A 17,715-nucleotide genomic window follows, 5' to 3' on the forward strand; every position below is an offset into this window, starting at 1 on the left:
CCAGCCGGGGTCGAGCGGCCCTGGTGTGCCCACTATGGCACAGCCACGATCTGTGCATGTTCCACGTGGAACCGGGCGATATGCGTCAGTTCCTGCAGCGCTGCCGGCGTTTCGGTGGCAGTGATGAAGATCTGCGCCGGGCCAGCGAGCAGGCGCTCCAGTACCCGGCCCTGATGGGTGCGGTCCAGTTCCGAGGCCAGATCATCCAGCGCGATCACCGGCCATTCGCCCCGTTGCTCCGCATAGTCTTCGGCCTGGGCCAGCAGGCAGGCCAGGGCCGTCAGCTTGGCCTGGCCACGGGACAGCGCATCGCGGCCAGGAATGCTGTGGAAGTCGACGCTCCAGTCCGCCCGGTGTGGGCCCACCGAGGTATAGCCGGCCTGACGGTCGCGTTCCCGCGCCAGCAGCAGGGCATCGGCCAACGGCAGTTCATGCCGGCGCCACCCCGGGCTCAGTTGCATGCCCTGGATGCCGAGCTGCGGCGCCAGGCTGGCGGCCAGTGCAACCGTGCGCTGCTGCAGGCGCTCCAGATAATGCTGGCGTCGACTGGTCAGCGGCTCTCCGGCTTCAGCCAGCTCGTGATCCCAAGTGTCCAGCATCCGCGAGGGCCCGCCTTGCTTGAGCAGGGCGTTACGCTGCTTCAGGGCCCGCGAGTAGCGGCGCCACAGGGACAGAAAATCAGGTTCCACGTGGAACAAGCCCCAATCGAGGAAGCGGCGACGGGGTTCGCCGCCACCGCTGACCAGCGCATGGCTGCCGGGCTCGAAGGTGACAACGGCCAGCGCGGCGCAGAGATTGCCAAGCTGAGACACGTCTTCGCCATCCAGACGTCCCTTCCAGTCATGGCCGCTGTGGCGCAGGCCGGCCTTTCGGCGATGCGGCGGATGATGGGCGCGTTGCTCGTCCCATTCCACGAAGACTTCCAGCGCCTCCTGGCCCTGGCGGACCAGGCCATCGCGCACCCGTCCGCGGAAGCTGCGGCCATAGGCCATCAGATGCAGAGCCTCGAGCACGCTGGTCTTTCCGGCGCCGTTGTCGCCGGTCAGCAGGTTCAAACCCGGCTGGGGCGACAGGTCCACCGCACTGAAACGACGCAGGTGATGCAAGGCAAGGCGGCGGATCTGCATGGGGCGCGAAGGACCATCCGCTCGAAGCGGTAGAAGGGCAGGGAATCCATCAGCTTACTGCATCGGTCAAGCCGGGCGCGGTGCTGTCCTCGTCGAGATGGAGACCTTCCGCCTGCTGGCGCGCATTCGCAGGTTCCACGTGGCATGCAGCGATCGCCGAGGAACGCGCGGGATCGGGATGGGCCCGAAATTCCTTCAAATCTGCACGGGGGATCAGGGTCCAGGCCCTCAGATTTCGCCGATTTCACGTGCTTTCGGTTGGCTTCATCGCCGGTCCGGCGCAGGTGGCGGCCAAGGAACCCATGAATTCCTTCAGTTCTGCGATCCAAGGTCCTGCAGGGTTCCACAGATTTCAAAGAATTCAGGCCGTTCGTTCCACGCTGTCCACAGCGGCGCTGTATGACTTATACACAAGGTATGGGCAATCTGTGGATAAAAAAGCCCTTTTGCGAGGCCGGTGAAACTATCCACAGGTTCCCCCCCAGCCTGAGGGGCCTCTATACAGGGGGTTTCAGCTGCATAAATCCCTTTCAAATCATAGAGATAATGCGTTTTTCCACGAAATCTGGCCCTACCATCACCACCAGGCTTTAGATTTATACCCAGATTTAGAAGCTAGGCTCGGCCCGATTCGGCCAGAACCCCGTCTGTGGACAGACGCGTTTGCAGATGAGGCTCCCCCTGTCGGGTAGTCCGATCTGACTGACCTGCACAGAGCGCGACCGCGCATGTCGGAGATCGCAACGGCGATCCCGAGGGCATGCAAGGAAGTCTGCACTCACACCCTCGGGCTACACCTAGGCGATACCCGCCATGACACTGCCGCCATCAATGAGATCAGCCCAAGAGCACTGATCGATGCTCCACGTGGAACCAAAAAAAACGCCCGGGAAGATCCCGGGCGTCGTTCGGTTCCACGTGGAACAGCGCTGCCGTCAGAGGCGCAGCGGCATCACCACATGACGCGACTTCTCGCTGCTGGATTCACGCACCAGCGCCGAGGAGTTGGAGTCACGCAGCTGGATGATGACTTCCTCGTCGCGCAGCGCGGACAAGGCATCCAGCAGGTAGTTCACGTTGAAGCCGATGGCCAGATCGCTGACCGTGGTGTCGGCTTCGATTTCTTCCTGGGCTTCTTCCTGTTCCGGATTGTGCGCGCTGATCTTCAGGTTGCCCGGCGAGACTTCCACGCGGATGCCGCGGTACTTCTCGTTGGACAGGATCGCGGCGCGCTGCAGCGAGGCGCGCAGGGCCTCGCGATCCACCTTCACTTCGCGGTCGGCACCGATCGGGATCACCGCTTCGTAATCCGGGAAGCGACCGTCGATCAGCTTCGAGGTGAAGGTGACATCGTCGCGCTTGACGCGGACGTGGCTGCGACCGACCTCCAGCTCGATCTCGCGATCGCCGCTTTCCAGCAGGCGCTGCAGTTCGGTCACGCCCTTGCGCGGCACGATGATCTGGCGCTTGGAACCGCTGGGCTTGGCCAGATCGGTTTCACACAGGGCCAGGCGGTGGCCGTCGGTGGCGACAGTCCGCAGGGCATCGCCGCGCAGATCGAACAGCAGGCCGTTGAGGTAGTAGCGCACGTCCTGCTGGGCCATCGCGAACGCGGTGCGTTCGATCAGTTCCTTCAGGGTCGCTTCGCCAATGGCCACGCGCTCGGTGGCTTCCACTTCGTCCACCGACGGGAAGTCATTGGAGGGCAGGGTGGCCAGGGTGAAGCGGCTGCGGCCGGCCTGCACGGTGATCTTGTCACCGGTCTGCGAGACGGTGATCCGGCTGCCATCAGGCAGGGCACGGATGATCTCGAACAGCTTGCGGGCGGGAATGGTGGTTTCGCCGTCCTGGGCGTCTTCAACCGCGATCCGCGACACCATCTCCACTTCCAGGTCGGTACCGGTCAGCGACAGCTGGCCGTTCTGCACCTGGACCAGGAAATTGGCCAGAACCGGAAGGGTCTGGCGGCGTTCGACCACGTTGACGACCTGTGCCAACGGCTTGAGAAAGGCTTCGCGCTGCAGTGTGAAACGCATGTGGTTCCGTGCCCCTATGCTTTAAAAAATGTGGAATAAATCAAAAGCTTGGTGGTGCTGGTAGAGACAGAATCGCTGGAAAACAACGCTAAGTCTTTGTAAATAAAAGAATTTCCGACCTCGAAACCCTCTGTATTACCGACCCCCAAGGGGTGGGGAAAGCTGTGGATAAAATCAGCGCGATTTCAAACGCCATTTTTATCCACAACGTGTCCCGCGCTTGCTACCGGATTCTGCACCGTTTTGTGCGATGACGCCTCATCGGCATCCGTGCATCATTCGCTCAGCTTCCGGATCAGCTTGTCCCAGTCCTCGCGGAGCTTGCCGTCGGTTTCCATCAGGGTGCGGATCTGGCGGCAGGCATGCAGCACCGTGGTGTGATCGCGACCGGCAAAGGCGTCGCCGATCTCGGGCAGGCTGTGCTCGGTCAGTTCCTTGGTCAGGGCCATGGCGACCTGGCGCGGACGGGCCAGAGAGCGGGTCCGGCGCTTGGACAGCAGATCCTTGATCTGCAGCCCGTAGTAGTCGGCCACGATTTTCTGGATGTTGGGAATGCTGATCGCCTGCTGCTGGGCGCGCAGCAGGTCGCGCAGGGTTTCCTGGGCGAATTCGGTGGTGATCGCGCGGCCGGTGAAATTGGCGCGGGCGGTCAGGGTATTGAGCGCGCCCTCGAGGTCGCGCACATTGGAGCGCATCTTCTTGGCGATCAGGAACGCAACATCATCGGGAATCTCGGCGCCGCGTTCGCGTGCCTTGGCCAGCACGATGGCGGCGCGGGTTTCAAAGTCCGGCGGTTCAATCGCGACCGACAGGCCCCAGGCAAGCCGCGACTTCAGGCGCGCTTCCAGGCCCTCGACTTCGCGCGGATAGCGGTCGCAGGTCAGGATGATCTGCTGCTTGCCATCGAACAACGCGTTGAAGGTGTGGAAGAACTCTTCCTGGGTGCGGTCCTTGCCGGCGAAGAACTGGATGTCATCGATCAGCAGCGCGTCGACCTGCTGGAACTGGCGCTTGAACTGATCCATGGTCTTTTCCTGCAGGGCCCGGATCATCGCGCTGAAGAACTGTTCCGAACGCAGGTACAGCACCTTCGCACCCGGATTGGCCTGGCGCATCGCATTGCCGGCGGCGAACATCAGGTGGGTCTTGCCCAGGCCGGTGCCTCCGTACAGCAGCAACGGGTTGTGCGCGCGGTCGCCCGGCTTCTGCGCCGCCTGGAACGCCGCAGCCAGGCCCAGCTGGTTGCTGCGGCCTTCGACGAAGTTGGCGAAGGTGTAGTGGTTGTCCAGGTTGCCGGCAAACGGTACCTGCGGTTCGCTGGACACCTGCGCCGACGGCGTGGAAACCGGCGCGTTCTGCGCCTCCACGGGCCGCGGGCGCGAGCCGATTTCAAGAAAAACGTCGCTGAAACCGGCGAAATGGGCCAGCAGCTCGCGGATCCGCGCCAGGTACAGCTCGCGGACCTGATCGACGATGAAGGCATTCGGTGCATACAGCACCAGGCTGTCCACGCGCAGATCGGCCTGCAGCGGCTTCAACCAGGTGTGAACGTCTTCCGGCGGGAACTCCGCTTCGAGGCGTTCGAGACTACGGGACCAGGCATCCATCAGCAATAATCGTCCGGTGGCCGGGGCATGGACGCGACAAGGCGCCCAAACACAGGCCGGAAAGGGGGGAAATGGATGGCTCAGACTACCACCGAGCGCCCGCCTTCGGAATGCTTGTCCCCTACTTATTCACAAAAACATCCACAGCTATTGCACAGGCCGGTGAATTCGCGTAACTGCCAGGGGTTGACGCGGGGTAGGGTACCTCTCTAGAATTTCCGGTTCTTTCCGTCCCATTCATACGAGAGGCCCCCAATGGCCACGAAGCGCACCTACCAGCCCAGCAACCTCAAGCGTAAGCGCGACCACGGCTTCCGTGCCCGTATGAAGACCGCTGACGGCCGCAAGATCCTGTCGCGTCGCCGCGCCAAGGGCCGCAAAGTCCTGAGCGCCTGATTGCCATGCCGCACCTTGCGGCAGACGCAATCCCTTCGACAGTGAATACTGCAGACCCGCGCAAGCGATTCCCTCGCTCTGCGCGGGTTCGCACGCGTGCCGAATACTCAACGGTCTTCAACGGCGCCCGCCGTGTGTCCGATCCGCTGATGACCCTGCACTGGCTGCCGGCTGACCGGCCGGCCAGGCTGGGTCTGGCGGTTTCCCGCAAGGTCGATCCGAACGCCGTCGGGCGTAACCGGATCAAGCGCGTCCTGCGCGACATCCTGCGTCAGACACGTACCGATATCCAGCCAGGCGACTTCGTCGTCGTGGCCCGTAGTGCTGCGCGTTCTGCCAGCAACGACGAGATCCGCCAGGCCTTCCTGCGCCTGCTGCGGCGCCTGCGTGCATTGCCCACGCCGGGCGTGGACGGCACAATGCCGCCGCCTGATGGCATCGCAACTCCTTCTTTGACCGAGCCGGCATCGCGTCCCGGCCCCGCCGAGCCTGTCCGCTGATGAACCAGACCCGCGTATTCCTCATTTTTGCCTGGCTGATGGTGGCCGTGCTGCTGTGGATGGAGTGGAGCCGTGAAAAGGCTGCTCCGACCCCGGCACCGACGACCACGTCGGCCCCGGCCGCCGCACAGAGTGTTCCGGGCGCCGCCCCGGGCGCGATCCCCAACGCCCAGGTGCCGGGTGCTCCGGGCCAGACCGCCGCGCAGGCCCAGGCCAGCGCCACCCCCGCTGCCCAGCGCGTGACCGTCACCACCGACGTGCTGCGCCTGGTGCTGGACGGCGGCCGCGTGCTCGATGCCGAGCTGCTGCAGTTCCCGCAGACCAAGGACGACGGCAGCCCGCCGGTGCGCCTGCTGACCGAAGACCCCGCGCACCCGTACAGCGCGATCAGCGGCTGGGCCAGCGAGGACAAGAACACCCCGGTGCCGGGTGCTGACGGCTTCAAGCTGGTCGGTGACACCCGCGACTTCGTGCTGGCCAAGGGCCAGAACGAACTGCAGATCCCGTTCGTGTGGACCGCCGACAACGGCGTGACCATCAAGCGCACCCTGACTGTCTCGCGCAACGAGTACGCCGTGCGCTTCAAGGATGAAGTCAGCAACGCCGGCGCCGCGCCGTGGAACGGCTACGTCTACCGCACCCTGGACCGCACCCCGACCATCCTGTCGCGGAGCATGACCAACCCGGATTCCTTCAGCTTCAACGGCGCCACCTGGTACGACAACGACAAGAAGTACCAGCGTCGTGCGTTCAAGGACTACCTGGAAGACGGCACGCTGAACCAGAACATCACCGGCGGCTGGCTGGCGATGCTGCAGCACCACTTCTTCACCGCCTGGATCCCGCAGAAGGACCAGACCGCACACTACGTGCTGTCGCAGGTGGCCGGTCGTGACCTGATCGAAGCGCGTGGCCCGGCCTTCACCGTGGCCCCGGGCCAGTCCACCAGCACCGAAGCGCGCCTGTGGGTGGGCCCGAAGCTGGTGAACCTGATTGCCAAGGAAGACGTGCCGGGCTTGGACCGTGTGGTCGACTACAGCCGCTTCTCGATGATGGCGGTGATCGGCCAGGGCCTGTTCTGGGTGCTCAACCAGGTGCATAAGCTGGTCGGCAACTGGGGCTGGGCGATTGTCGGCCTGGTGGTGCTGCTGAAGCTGGTGCTGTATCCGCTGTCGGCCGTGCAGTACAAGAGCGGCGCCAAGATGCGTCGCTTCCAGCCGCGTATCGCGCAGCTGAAGGAACGCTATGGCGATGACCGCCAGAAGTTCCAGACCGCAATGATGGAGCTGTACAAGAAGGAAAAGATCAATCCGATGGGCGGCTGCCTGCCGATCCTCATCCAGATGCCGATCTTCTTCGCCCTGTACTGGGTGCTGGTGGAATCGGTCGAGCTGCGCCAGGCGCCGTGGCTGGGCTGGATCCAGGATCTGACCGCACGCGACCCGTACTTCATCCTGCCGGTGATCAACGTGGCGGTGATGTGGTTCACCCAGAAGCTGACCCCGGCACCGGGCATGGACCCGATGCAGCAGAAGATGATGCAGTTCATGCCGCTGGTGTTCGGCGTCATGATGGCCTTCATGCCGTCCGGCCTGGTGCTGTACTGGGTGGTCAACGGCGGCCTGGGCCTGCTGCAGCAGTGGTGGATGACCAAGCGCCACGGCGGCGAGCCGGTGCCGGCCACCACCGCCCCGGCCCCGGTCAAGAAAAAGTAACCCCGACCCGTAGAGTCGACCTTGGTCGACTGGCAGTAGAGCAGTCGACCAAGGCCGACTCTACCGCCCCGGTCGATGAGAAGCCCGCCGCAAGGCGGGCTTTTCGCATGCGGCGTTAGAATTTCCCGCACACCGTTCCCCCCTACCTTCGGTTCCGCCATGCCGCGCACGTCGTCGTTCCGCCTGTTCCTGCCCTCGCTGTTGCTCACCCTGGCCGTTGCCGGCTGTGGCGACAAGGACGCGAAGGCGCCGGCGAGCACCGTCACCCAGCCAAGCGCGCAGGCCGCCGCCGCTGCCGATCCGGCCGCCGCGCCGTTGCTGGCCGCGCTGCAGAAGCAGCTCGACGGCTACCGCCGGATCATCGTGCTGCTGGCTGACGAAGCGCAGCAGAGCGCCGCCGACCGTGGCACCTCCACCCGCGTCGGCCAGCAGCTGTTCCACGATGGCCTGGAACAGCGCACCGCCATCGCAGCGCAGTTCGACACGCTGCTGCGCGGCTCCAGCCCGCAGCGCTTCGCGACGCTTGGCACGGTGCTGGACTACATCGAATCGGCGCCCGAGCTGTTCGATGCCGACCGCCTGGCGTTCCGCGAAGTGCTGGGCGATCTGCATGACCGTGTCGGTGCCGATTCATCGCTGCCGGCGGTGAAGCTGCACCAGCGCATCGGCGAGGATCTGGACGCGCTGGACGAGATCGAACGCAACTACAACCAGGAACTGACCCGGATCTTCAGCCGCTTCGAGCGCACCCGCGCCATTGAGCTGAAGCGCGAGAAGTGGGAGGACTACATCGCCCACCTGCACAAGGACTACAGCCGCGAGGCGATCCTGCGCGACTACGGGGTGATCGAGCCGTATCCGATGTCGATGAAGGACAGCGACCGCGAGATCTTCGGCCGCGATCTGCCGGCCAAGACCGTGGTGCTGACCTTCGACGATGGCCCGCACAAGGCCTACACCGATGAGGTGGTGGCCATCCTCAAGCGTTACGACGTGCCGGGAGTGTTCTTCGAGGTGGGCCGCAACCTGGGCACGGTAGAGGCCGACGGCAAGGTAAGCCTCGGCCCGATGGCAAAGATCAGCCGCCAGCTGATGGAAGACGGCTATGCCGTGGGCAACCACAGCCTGACCCATGCGCAGTTGTCGCGCACCTCCGGCGATGCGCTGCGCCAGCAGGTGCTGGATACCGACACGCTGCTGAAGGATGTCGACAGCAAGCGCGCGCCGCTGTTCCGCTTCCCGTACGGCGCGCGCAACGCCGAAGGCATGCAGCTGCTCAACGAGGCCGGGCTGAAGTCGATCATGTGGAACATCGACTCGATGGACTGGGCCGATCCGGTGCCGGAATCGATCGTGCAGCGCGTGCTCGACCAGGTGAACAAGGAACAGCGCGGCATCATCCTGTTCCACGACATCCACGACCGTGCAGTGAAGGCGCTGCCGCAGATCCTCGACCGGCTGATTGCCGACGGTTACCAGTTTGCCGGCTGGAACGGCCGCGACTTCACCGTGGCCCGCGCGCGCAAGGGTGATGCCGGTGCCGCCACCGTCACCACCGGCTACGAGAAATCATGGGCGATCGTGGTCGGCATCGACAGCTACGCCAAGTGGCCGAAGCTGGAATACGCCAGCCACGATGCGCAGGCGGTGGCCGATACGCTCACCGGGCAGTTCGGTTTCCCGCCTTCGCAGGTGATCGTGCTGAAGAACGAGCAGGCCACCCGCAACAACATCCTGGCCGCCTTCCACGACCGACTGGCCGATGACCGCACCGGCAAGAACGACCGCGTGTTCGTGTTCTTCGCCGGCCACGGCGCCACCCGCCAGCTCGCCTCCGGCCGCGACCTCGGCTACATCATCCCGGTGGATTCGGACCCGAAGGAATTCGCCACCGACGCCATCGCAATGACCGACATCCAGAACATCGCCGAGAGCCTGCAGGCCAAGCACGTGATGTTCGTGATGGATGCCTGCTACAGCGGCCTGGGCCTGACCCGTGGCGGGCCGTCGTCGTCGTCGTTCCTGCGCGAGAACGCACGCCGCAGCGCGCGGCAGATGCTGACCGCCGGCGGTGCCGACCAGCAGGTGGCCGACGCCGGGCCCAATGGCCATTCGGTGTTCACCTGGGTGCTGCTGCAGGCGCTGGCCGGCAAGGGTGACCTCAATGGCGATGGCCTGATCACCGGTACCGAGCTGGCCGCCTACGTGGCACCTGCGGTGTCGGCGGTGTCGCACCAGACCCCGGCGTTCGGCAGCCTGCCCGGTTCGCAGGGCGGCGAGTTCGTGTTCCAGGTGCCGGACAGCCAGGAGTTCCTCAACGCCGATACGCGCCAGCTGACCGCCGATGCGATCGCGCTGAACACCAAGGTCGAGGCTGCCAGCGAAGCCAAGGGCAGCCAGGCACCGGTCACCGTGGCCGACCTGCAGGGCGGCAAGGCCAAGCTGGTGGTGCCCAGCGCCGGCCCGGCGTCGGACCGCCAGCGCGCGCAGCAGGCCAATGACCGTGGCCTGCAGCTGTACCGCGAAAAGCAGTACGACGAAGCGGCGGCGCAGTTCACCGAAGCGCTGAAGCTGCGCCCGGACTTCGCCCAGGCAGCGAACAATCTCGGCTTCGTGTACTACCGCCAGCAGCGCTATGCCGAAGCCACGCGCTGGCTGGAGAACACGCTGAAGATCGATCCGTCGCGCGCGGTCGCACATCTCAACCTGGGCGATGCGTACTTCAATGCTGGCGACAAGGCCAAGGCAAAGCAGGCCTACACCACCTATCTGGCGCTGCAGCCGCAGGGCAGTGGTGCCGCGCAGGCGCGCGCACAGCTGGAGAAGCTCTGAGCCATGAATGATCTGACCCGTACCGAGACCATCGTCGCCATTGCCAGCGCGCCCGGCGCCGGCGGCGTCGGCCTGCTGCGCCTGTCCGGCCCGCGCGCTGCCGCCATCGCCAACGCTCTGGGGGCACCTGCACTGCGCCCGCGTCACGCGCAATATGCGCGCCTGCGCGATGCCGATGGCGAGGTGATCGACGACGGCATCGTGCTGTGGTTCCCGGCACCGAACAGCTTCACCGGCGAGGAAGTGGTGGAACTGCAGGGCCACGGCAGCCCGGTGCTGCTGCAGCAGCTGGTCGCGCGCTGCATCGCGCTGGGCGCGCGCCAGGCGCGGCCGGGTGAGTTCAGCGAGCGGGCCTTCCTCAACGGCAAGCTCGACCTGGCCCAGGCCGAGGCCATCGCCGATCTGATCGCCGCGGGCGACAACCGCGCCGCGCGCGCTGCACGGCGTTCGCTGGATGGCGTGTTCTCGCGCCGTATCGCGGCAGTGGTCGAACAGCTGGTGCTGCTGCGCATCCACGTGGAAGCGGCCATCGACTTCGCCGACGAACCACTGGATACCCTCGGTGGTGCGCAGGTGCGGCGCGGGCTGGAGCAGGCGCGTGGCGACCTGGCCCTGCTGCGTCGCGATGCCGAGCGCGGCCGCCGCCTGCGCGATGGCCTGCATGCGGTGCTGATCGGCCCGCCCAATGCCGGCAAGAGTTCACTGCTGAACGCACTGGCCGGCAGCGAGCGTGCCATCGTCACCGACATCGCCGGCACCACCCGCGACACCCTGCGCGAGACCATCCGTCTGGACGGGTTGGAGCTGACCCTGGTCGACACTGCCGGCCTGCGCGACGGCGGCGACGCCATCGAACGCGAAGGGATGCGCCGCGCCCATGTGGAAATCGAGCGCACCGACCTGGCGCTGATCGTGCTGGACGCGCGCGATCCCGTCGCCGGTGAAGCGGCGCTGGGGCAGGCCGTGGCCGACGTGCCGCACAAGGTCTACATCCACAACAAGTCGGATCTGCTGGACGTGTTGCCGACGCTGGATGACCCGGACCGCGTATTCGTTTCGGCCGCCACCGGCGCCGGCCTGGAGAACCTGCACGCGCGCCTGCGCAGCATCGCCTCGGCCGGGGCCGGCGAGCAGGTGGACGGTGAATTTTCCGCGCGCACGCGCCATGTCGATGCGATCGAACGCGCGCAGGAACATGCGCGGCGCGCCGATGCCGAGCTGGCCCATGAGCATCTGGAACTGGCCGCCGAAGAGCTGCGGCTGGCGCATGACGCGCTGGGCGAGATCACCGGACAGATGAGTGCCGACGACCTGCTGGGCCGGATCTTCTCCAGCTTCTGCATCGGCAAGTAACTGTAGAGCCGAGCCCATGCTCGGCTGTTCTACCGCTCAGCCGAGCATGGGCTCGGCTCTACAGGTGCAGGCTTCCCCCACCTGTCATATTGCCGCCGCATACTGACGCCCATCACATACCGATTGGGGAAGTCGCAGTGAAGTCGTGGGGTTGTGCGTTGCTGTTGTCGCTGGCCGTGGCACCATCGGTGGCCATGAGTGCTGAATCCTCCACCCCGTCCTCCAAGGCGTCGGTCTATGGGCACCGCGGTGCCAGTGCGCTGCTGCCCGAGCACACCCTGGCCTCGTACGCGCAGGCGATTGCCGATGGCGCCGACTACATCGAACCGGACCTGGTGATGACCAAGGACGGGGTGATGGTGGCCCGCCACGAGAACGAGATCGGTGGCACCACCGATGTGGCCGAGCACAAGGAATTCGCCAAGCGCCGGACCACCCGGATCATTGATGGCCAGAAGGTGGAAGGCTGGTTCACCGAAGACTTCACCCTGGCCGAGCTGAAGACCCTGTACGCGCGCGAGCGCCTGCCGGAGCTGCGCAGCACCGCCTACGACGGCCAGTTCCGCATCGCCAGCCTGGATGAGATCCTGGCCTTCCTGGTACAGCAGGCCGGCCGCGCCAACCGCGGCATCGGCCTGGTGCCGGAGATCAAGCACCCGACCTACTTCCAGTCCATCGGACTGCCGATGGAAGACGCGCTGTTGGCCGCGCTGCGCGGCAACGCATATACCAACGTCGGCCCGGTCACGATCCAGTCGTTCGAGACCGCCAACCTGCGCTACCTGCGCGGCAAGATCGGGCGCGGCAGCAACATCCGCCTGCTGCAGCTGCTGTGGAAGGGCGATACCCAGCCTGCCGACATCGCCAAGGCTGGCGGCACGCTGACCTACGCGCAGATGATGACCCCGGCTGGCCTGAAGGACATCGCCACCTATGCCGATGGCATCGGCCCGGAGCTGCGTTCGATCATTCCGCTTGATGCCCAGGGTGCGCTGGGGGCGCCGACCTCGCTGGTAGGTGATGCGCACGCCGCCGGCCTGATGGTGATCCCGTACACGTTCCGCCCGGAGAACCACTTCCAGGCCAGCAACCTGCGCAAGGGCGCCGACAGCGCGCGCAATGCCGAGGGGTCGATCGCCGAGATGCGCGCCTATCTGGCCACGGGCATCGATGCGTTCTTCACCGATGACCCGGCGCTGGGCCGGCAGGCGGTGGATGGCATGGGTGCGGCGGGGAATGCGGCGGATTGACCCGCGCTGGTCCGCGTGCTCCGGTAGTTGCCAACCTCGGTTGGCCTGCAGCAGGAGCGCCGACCAAGGTCGGCCACTACCGGGTCATGAAGATGCCGGGTGGGGTCTGAGCCCCGATCAACCGCGCGGCTCGTCCGGGCGGCGGAACGGAATCACCACGTAGTCCTGGCCCTCGCGCGGCTGCCACAGCACCGGCACACGCTGCGGTGACGGCGGCTCCAGCTCGTCGTCGGCCAGTGGCTCGATTGATTCTTCCTCATCTTCCCAGCTGTAGCGCTGGCGCGGCGGCAGCGGGTCGGCGTTGCGGAACAGCAGCGCGGCGATGATGCCAGCGAAGGCGCCGCCCATGTGCGACTGCCAGGACACGCCGTCGGCATGCGGCAGGATGGTCATCAGCATGCCGCCGTAGAACAGCATGCCGATCAGGCCGGTGGCGATGGCCGCGCGGTCGCGGCGCAGCAGGCCCAGGCTGGCCAGCAGGAACATCAGGCCGTGAGTGACGCCACTGGCGCCCAGGTGCACGCTGCCGGGGTTGCCCAGCATCCACGCGCCAACACCCGAGCCCAGCCACAGCAGGGGCAGGGCGCGCACGGTGGCCTTCGGGTAGACGCTGCCGGCCAGGGTGCCCAGGATCAGGATCGCGATGCTGTTGGCCGCGATGTGCTCGACCGAGGCATGCAGCAGCGGGCCTCCGATCAGGCCGAGCAGGCCCTTGGCTTCCAGCGGCGCCACCGCCCAGGGGCGCCAGTCAAACGTGCCCTGCAGGGCGAACACGACCACCAGCACCAGCACGGCGGCCAGGCTGACGTTGAACGCCCGCAGGATGCGCGAGCGGTCATTGCGGGGGGCCGGCGCATCGCCAGCGGGCAGGGGCGCGTTGTTGTCCATACCTCAAGCAATGGCGGTGGCCGGCGCGAAACCAAGGCCACCGCTGCGGGAGAGTGGGTGCGGCCGACGGGACAATCCCGCCGGCCGCGTCTTCCCGCCGGTCAGGTTCAGGCGTGGCCCGAGCCTTCCTTCGGCGGGTACTTCAGGCTCAGCACCACGGTGGCGGCGATGATCACCGCGACCACGCCCAGCGACACCGGGGTCGGGATCTTGAACAGGTCGATGATCATCATCTTGATGCCGATGAAGCCCAGCACCAGCGCCAGGCCGTACGGCAGCAGGTGGAAGCGGTCGGCCATGCCGGCCAGCAGGAAGAACATCGCGCGCAGGCCCAGCACCGCGAACACATTGGAGGTGAGCACGATGAACGGGTCGGTGGTGATCGCGAAGATCGCCGGGATGCTGTCCACCGCGAAGATCACGTCGGTGACCGCGATCAGGATCAGCACCGCGAACAGCGGGGTGAACCAGCGCACGCCATCACGGGTCACGCTCAGTGCGTTGCCTTCATAGTTCGGCAGCAGGCGCAGGTGCTTGCGCATCCAGCGCAGGGCCGGGTTGCTCTCGAGATCCGGCTCCTGGCCGGCGGCGAACCACATCTTCCAGCCGGTGAACAGCAGGAAGGCACCGAACACGTAGAGCAGCCAATGGAACTGGCTGATCAGCACGCTGCCGGCGAAGATCATGATCGTACGCAGCACGATCGCACCCAGGATGCCGATGATCAGCACCTTCTGGCGCTGCTCCTCCGGCACCGCGAAGTAGCTCATGATCATCAGGAAGACAAAGATGTTGTCCACCGCCAGCGCCTTCTCGACCAGGTAGCCGGTCAGGAACTCCAGGCCGACCTTGTTGGCCACCACCTGGCCGGCGGTCTCATTGAGGTAGTACCAGAGGCCGGCGTTGAACAGCAGGGCCAGCGCGACCCAGCCGATGGACCACCACAGGGCCTCCTTGAAGGTGACCTTGTGCGGTCCACCATGGCGCATCAATACGAGGTCGACCAGCAGGGCGATGACCACCACCGCTGCGAAGCCGCCCCACAACCACACGTTACCGATCGTCTGCATTGGGAATGTCCGTTGGAAAAGTGAATGCCAGGCCGGACGGCGAGGATCTGCAACGGAGGATCGGGAGGGGATCCAGGGACAGAGCTTCGCCAGTACGGCGAAGGTCTCGCTCGCAGTTCCAATGGCTGGAACTGCCGTTGCACCGGAGCCTGCGGGCTCGAATTGACGGCGACAACGTCTGGGAGCTACTCCCCTTCTGGCGCCGATTCTGCCGCCTGCCCGGGCTGCCGTCAAATGCCCCGCTCTGGTAGATGCCAACCTTGGCTGGCATGCCGGCCCGGACCCTCGTAGCGTCGAGCCTGCTTGACTGAACGGGACTGTTCAGCAACGCCGGTCGAGCAAGCTCGACTCTACGAAAGCGCCCCCCGGCTACAATAGGTGGATGAATACCCCCCTTCCGATTGTCCGCCTCAAGAACGCGTGGCGTTCCAGCCACCCGTGGATCTTCCAGAAACTGGTCGAGAAGCCGACCGTCCGGCCCAAGCCCGGTTCCATCGTCGACGTGGTCGGCATCGAGGGCGAGTTCATCGGCCGCGGGTTCTACAACGGGCATTCGCGCATTGCCGTGCGCATCCTTGAAACCGATCAGCATGTGCCGGTCGATGCTGGCTGGTTCTCGCGCAAGATCGCCCAGGCGGTGTCGCTGCGCCGTGAGGTGCTCAAGCTCGACGCGGTGTCCGACGCCTGGCGTGTGGTGCACAGCGAAGGCGACGGCCTGTCCGGCCTGGTGGTCGACCGTTACGGCGACCTGGTGGTGGTCGAATTCTTCGCCGCCGGCATGTTCCGCCACCGCGAGTGGATCTACGACGCCCTGCGCGAACAGTTCCCGGGCTGCCGTTTCCACAGCTTCGCCGACGAACATGTGCAGAAGCAGGAAAGCTTCGACTTCCACGGCAACACCACCACCGAAGCGGCGGTGATCACCGAGTACGGCATCAAGTTCCGCGCCGACCCGGCCGGCGCGCACAAGACCGGCTTCTTCGCCGACCAGCGCGAAAACCGGCAGTGGCTGAGCCAGCAGGTGGAAGGCAAGAGCGTGCTGGACCTGTGCTGCAACACCGGCGGTTTCGCCGTGTATGCCGCTGCGCGTGGAGCCACCGAAGTGGTTGGCATCGACATCGATGAGGACGTCATCCAGATCGCCAAGGGCAATTCGCGCCTGAACAACGTGCGCCCGAAGTTCGTGCAGTCCGACATCTTCCCGTGGCTGCGCGATGCCGCCAACCGCGGCGAGCAGTACGACGTGGTGATCCTGGACCCGGCGAAGATGACCCGCGACCGCGACCAGGTGATCACCGCGCTGAAGAAGTACCTGGACATGAACAAGCTGGCGCTGGGCGTGGTCAAGCCCGGTGGCCTGTTCGCCACGTTCTCCTGCACCGGCCTGGTGGCCGAGGATCAGTTCCTCGACATGCTGCGCCGCGCGGCCTACTTCTCCGGCCGCACGATCCAGATCCTGAAGGTGGCCGGCGCCGGTCCGGACCATCCGTTCATGGCCCATGTGCAGGAATCGCGCTACCTGAAGGCCGTGTTCTGCCGCGTGGTCGATTGAACGCGTGACGCTGTAGAGCCGAGCCCACGCTCGGCTGATCTGCCTGACAGCCTCAAGATCCGCCGGGCGTGGCCCGGCGCTACCCAATGCGCGGGCGCAGCGTTATGGTCGGGCTCTTCCCAAAGCCGGTAAGAGCCCATGCCTTCGTTGCGCCGTCTGTCCGTCGTGCTTGCCCTGGCGCTGTGCGCGCCGCTGTCAGCCCATGCCATCGAATTCAGCGCGCAGGAACTGGCGCGAGCAAAGACCCTGCAGCAGCGTCTGGTCACCCTCGACAGCCATCTGGATACGCCGGCCAACTTCGGCCGCAGCGGCTTTGACATCGAACAGCGCCACGACCGCAACGCGCTGTCACAGGTGGATTACCCGCGCATGGTCGAAGGCGCGCTGGACGGCGGCTTCTGGGCGATCTACACCGACCAGGGCGACCGCAGCGCCGCTGCACATCTGGCCGAACGTGACCACGGCCTGCAGCGGTTGATGCAGATCCGCGAAATGTTGGCGGCCCATCCCGGGCGTTTCGCGCTGGCGTTGACCGCCGATGACGCGGCGCGGATCAAGGCTTCCGGCAAGCGCGTGGTCTACATCAGCATGGAAAACGCCAGCCCGCTGGTGGCCGACCCGAGCCTGCTCTCGTTCTACCACCGCGCCGGCCTCCGCCTGCTCAGCACCGTGCACTTCGCCAACAACGAGTTCGCCGATTCGGCCACCGACCCCAAGGGTGCGGAATGGAAAGGCCTGAGCCCGGCCGGCAAGGAACTGGTGCGGCAGGCGGTGAAGCTGGGCATCGTCATCGACCAGTCGCATGCCTCGGATGCGGTGTTCGATGACCTGCTGGCGATGATGCCGGTGCCGTTCGTGCTCTCGCACAGTTCGGCCAAGGCGGTCTACGACCACCCGCGCAACCTCGATGATGCACGCCTGCGCAAGCTGGCCAAGGCCGGTGGCGTGATCCAGGTCAATGCCTATGGCGGTTATCTGATCGACACCGCCAAGACGCCCGAGCGCAAGCTGGCCGAGGAAGCGCTGAGCAAGCAACTGGGCGGCTGGGAAGGGATGGGCATCGAGCAGGGTGTCGCGCTGCTCAAGGCCGAGCAGGCGCTGGACCACGAGCACCCGGTGCGCCACGCCAGCCTGGACGACTTCTTCGCCCACTTCGAGCACATTCTCAAGGTGGTCGGCCCCGAACACGTGGGCATCGGCCTGGACTGGGACGGCGGCGGCGGCCTGAGCGATCTGCCTGATGTCAGCCAGCTGCCGAAGATCACCGCCTGGCTGCTGCGCAAGGGCTACACCGAGCAGCAGATTGCCGGCATCTGGGGCGGCAACCTGCTGCGGGTGATGCGCCAGGCGCAGGACTACGCGGCAACGCAGGGCGGCTGAGCGCCCTGA

At 65.6% G+C, this 17,715-nt stretch carries 13 protein-coding genes; 8 read left to right on the forward strand and 5 right to left on the reverse strand.

The features are described from left to right. Nucleotides 1-32: 32 nt before the first annotated feature. The 3 genes from recF to dnaA all read right to left on the reverse strand — a co-directional run bounded on the left by recF (nt 33) and on the right by dnaA (nt 4,770). The gene (recF, locus tag LZ605_RS15455) at nt 33-1,127 is read right to left on the reverse strand and encodes a DNA replication/repair protein RecF (protein ID WP_249842379.1); all 1,095 of its coding nucleotides are present in this window, start codon (nt 1,125-1,127) and stop codon (nt 33-35) included. Between the two features lie 935 nt (nt 1,128-2,062). After that, nucleotides 2,063-3,163, reverse strand: a complete 1,101-nt coding sequence (gene dnaN / locus LZ605_RS15460; protein WP_005411731.1) for a DNA polymerase III subunit beta — start codon at nt 3,161-3,163, stop codon at nt 2,063-2,065. 275 nt (nt 3,164-3,438) lie between these two features. Next, a complete protein-coding gene (gene dnaA, locus LZ605_RS15465) occupies nt 3,439-4,770 on the reverse strand; it encodes a chromosomal replication initiator protein DnaA (RefSeq protein ID WP_249842380.1) in 1,332 nt (443 codons plus the stop codon). A gap of 255 nt (nt 4,771-5,025) precedes the next feature. Here dnaA and rpmH point away from each other — a divergent pair, with 255 nt between their 5' ends. From rpmH to LZ605_RS15495, 6 genes are all read left to right on the forward strand, one after another. After that, nucleotides 5,026-5,166: a 50S ribosomal protein L34 gene (gene rpmH, locus LZ605_RS15470; RefSeq protein WP_005411729.1), complete on the forward strand. Its 141-nt coding sequence runs from the start codon at nt 5,026-5,028 to the stop codon at nt 5,164-5,166. Between the two features lie 5 nt (nt 5,167-5,171). Further along, nucleotides 5,172-5,666 carry a ribonuclease P protein component gene (gene rnpA, locus LZ605_RS15475; protein WP_080355007.1) on the forward strand — a complete coding sequence of 165 codons (495 nt, stop codon included), beginning with the start codon at nt 5,172-5,174 and terminating at the stop codon, nt 5,664-5,666. Further along, nucleotides 5,666-7,381 (forward strand): membrane protein insertase YidC, encoded by a 1,716-nt coding sequence (yidC, locus tag LZ605_RS15480; protein ID WP_249842381.1) that lies wholly within the window; start codon nt 5,666-5,668, stop codon nt 7,379-7,381. Before rnpA ends, yidC begins: the two co-directional genes overlap by 1 nt. 159 nt (nt 7,382-7,540) lie before the next feature. Further along, nucleotides 7,541-10,213: a polysaccharide deacetylase family protein gene (locus LZ605_RS15485; RefSeq protein ID WP_249842382.1), complete on the forward strand. Its 2,673-nt coding sequence runs from the start codon at nt 7,541-7,543 to the stop codon at nt 10,211-10,213. 3 nt (nt 10,214-10,216) lie between these two features. Next, nucleotides 10,217-11,566: a tRNA uridine-5-carboxymethylaminomethyl(34) synthesis GTPase MnmE gene (gene mnmE, locus LZ605_RS15490; RefSeq protein WP_249842383.1), complete on the forward strand. Its 1,350-nt coding sequence runs from the start codon at nt 10,217-10,219 to the stop codon at nt 11,564-11,566. Between the two features lie 137 nt (nt 11,567-11,703). Then, nucleotides 11,704-12,816 (forward strand): glycerophosphodiester phosphodiesterase, encoded by a 1,113-nt coding sequence (locus tag LZ605_RS15495; protein WP_249842384.1) that lies wholly within the window; start codon nt 11,704-11,706, stop codon nt 12,814-12,816. 117 nt (nt 12,817-12,933) lie between these two features. Here the strand turns inward: LZ605_RS15495 and LZ605_RS15500 are convergent, their stop codons facing one another. Both LZ605_RS15500 and LZ605_RS15505 read right to left on the reverse strand, forming a co-directional pair. Next, nucleotides 12,934-13,704 (reverse strand): rhomboid family intramembrane serine protease, encoded by a 771-nt coding sequence (locus LZ605_RS15500; RefSeq protein ID WP_249842385.1) that lies wholly within the window; start codon nt 13,702-13,704, stop codon nt 12,934-12,936. Between the two features lie 107 nt (nt 13,705-13,811). Then, entirely contained in the window at nt 13,812-14,774 is a 963-nt protein-coding gene (locus LZ605_RS15505; protein WP_057495943.1) for a TerC family protein, read from the reverse strand. A gap of 382 nt (nt 14,775-15,156) precedes the next feature. Here LZ605_RS15505 and LZ605_RS15510 point away from each other — a divergent pair, with 382 nt between their 5' ends. Together LZ605_RS15510 and LZ605_RS15515 are read left to right on the forward strand one after the other, a co-directional pair. Then, complete coding sequence (locus LZ605_RS15510; protein WP_249842386.1) at nt 15,157-16,326, forward strand: class I SAM-dependent rRNA methyltransferase; 1,170 nt, start codon at nt 15,157-15,159, stop codon at nt 16,324-16,326. A 138-nt stretch (nt 16,327-16,464) separates the two neighbouring features. Further along, the gene (locus LZ605_RS15515) at nt 16,465-17,706 is read left to right on the forward strand and encodes a dipeptidase (protein ID WP_249842387.1); all 1,242 of its coding nucleotides are present in this window, start codon (nt 16,465-16,467) and stop codon (nt 17,704-17,706) included. The last annotated feature ends 9 nt before the right edge of the window (nt 17,707-17,715 follow it).

It is taken from the genome of Stenotrophomonas maltophilia, from assembly GCF_023518235.1.
In the GTDB taxonomy this organism is placed as follows: Bacteria; Pseudomonadota; Gammaproteobacteria; order Xanthomonadales; family Xanthomonadaceae; genus Stenotrophomonas.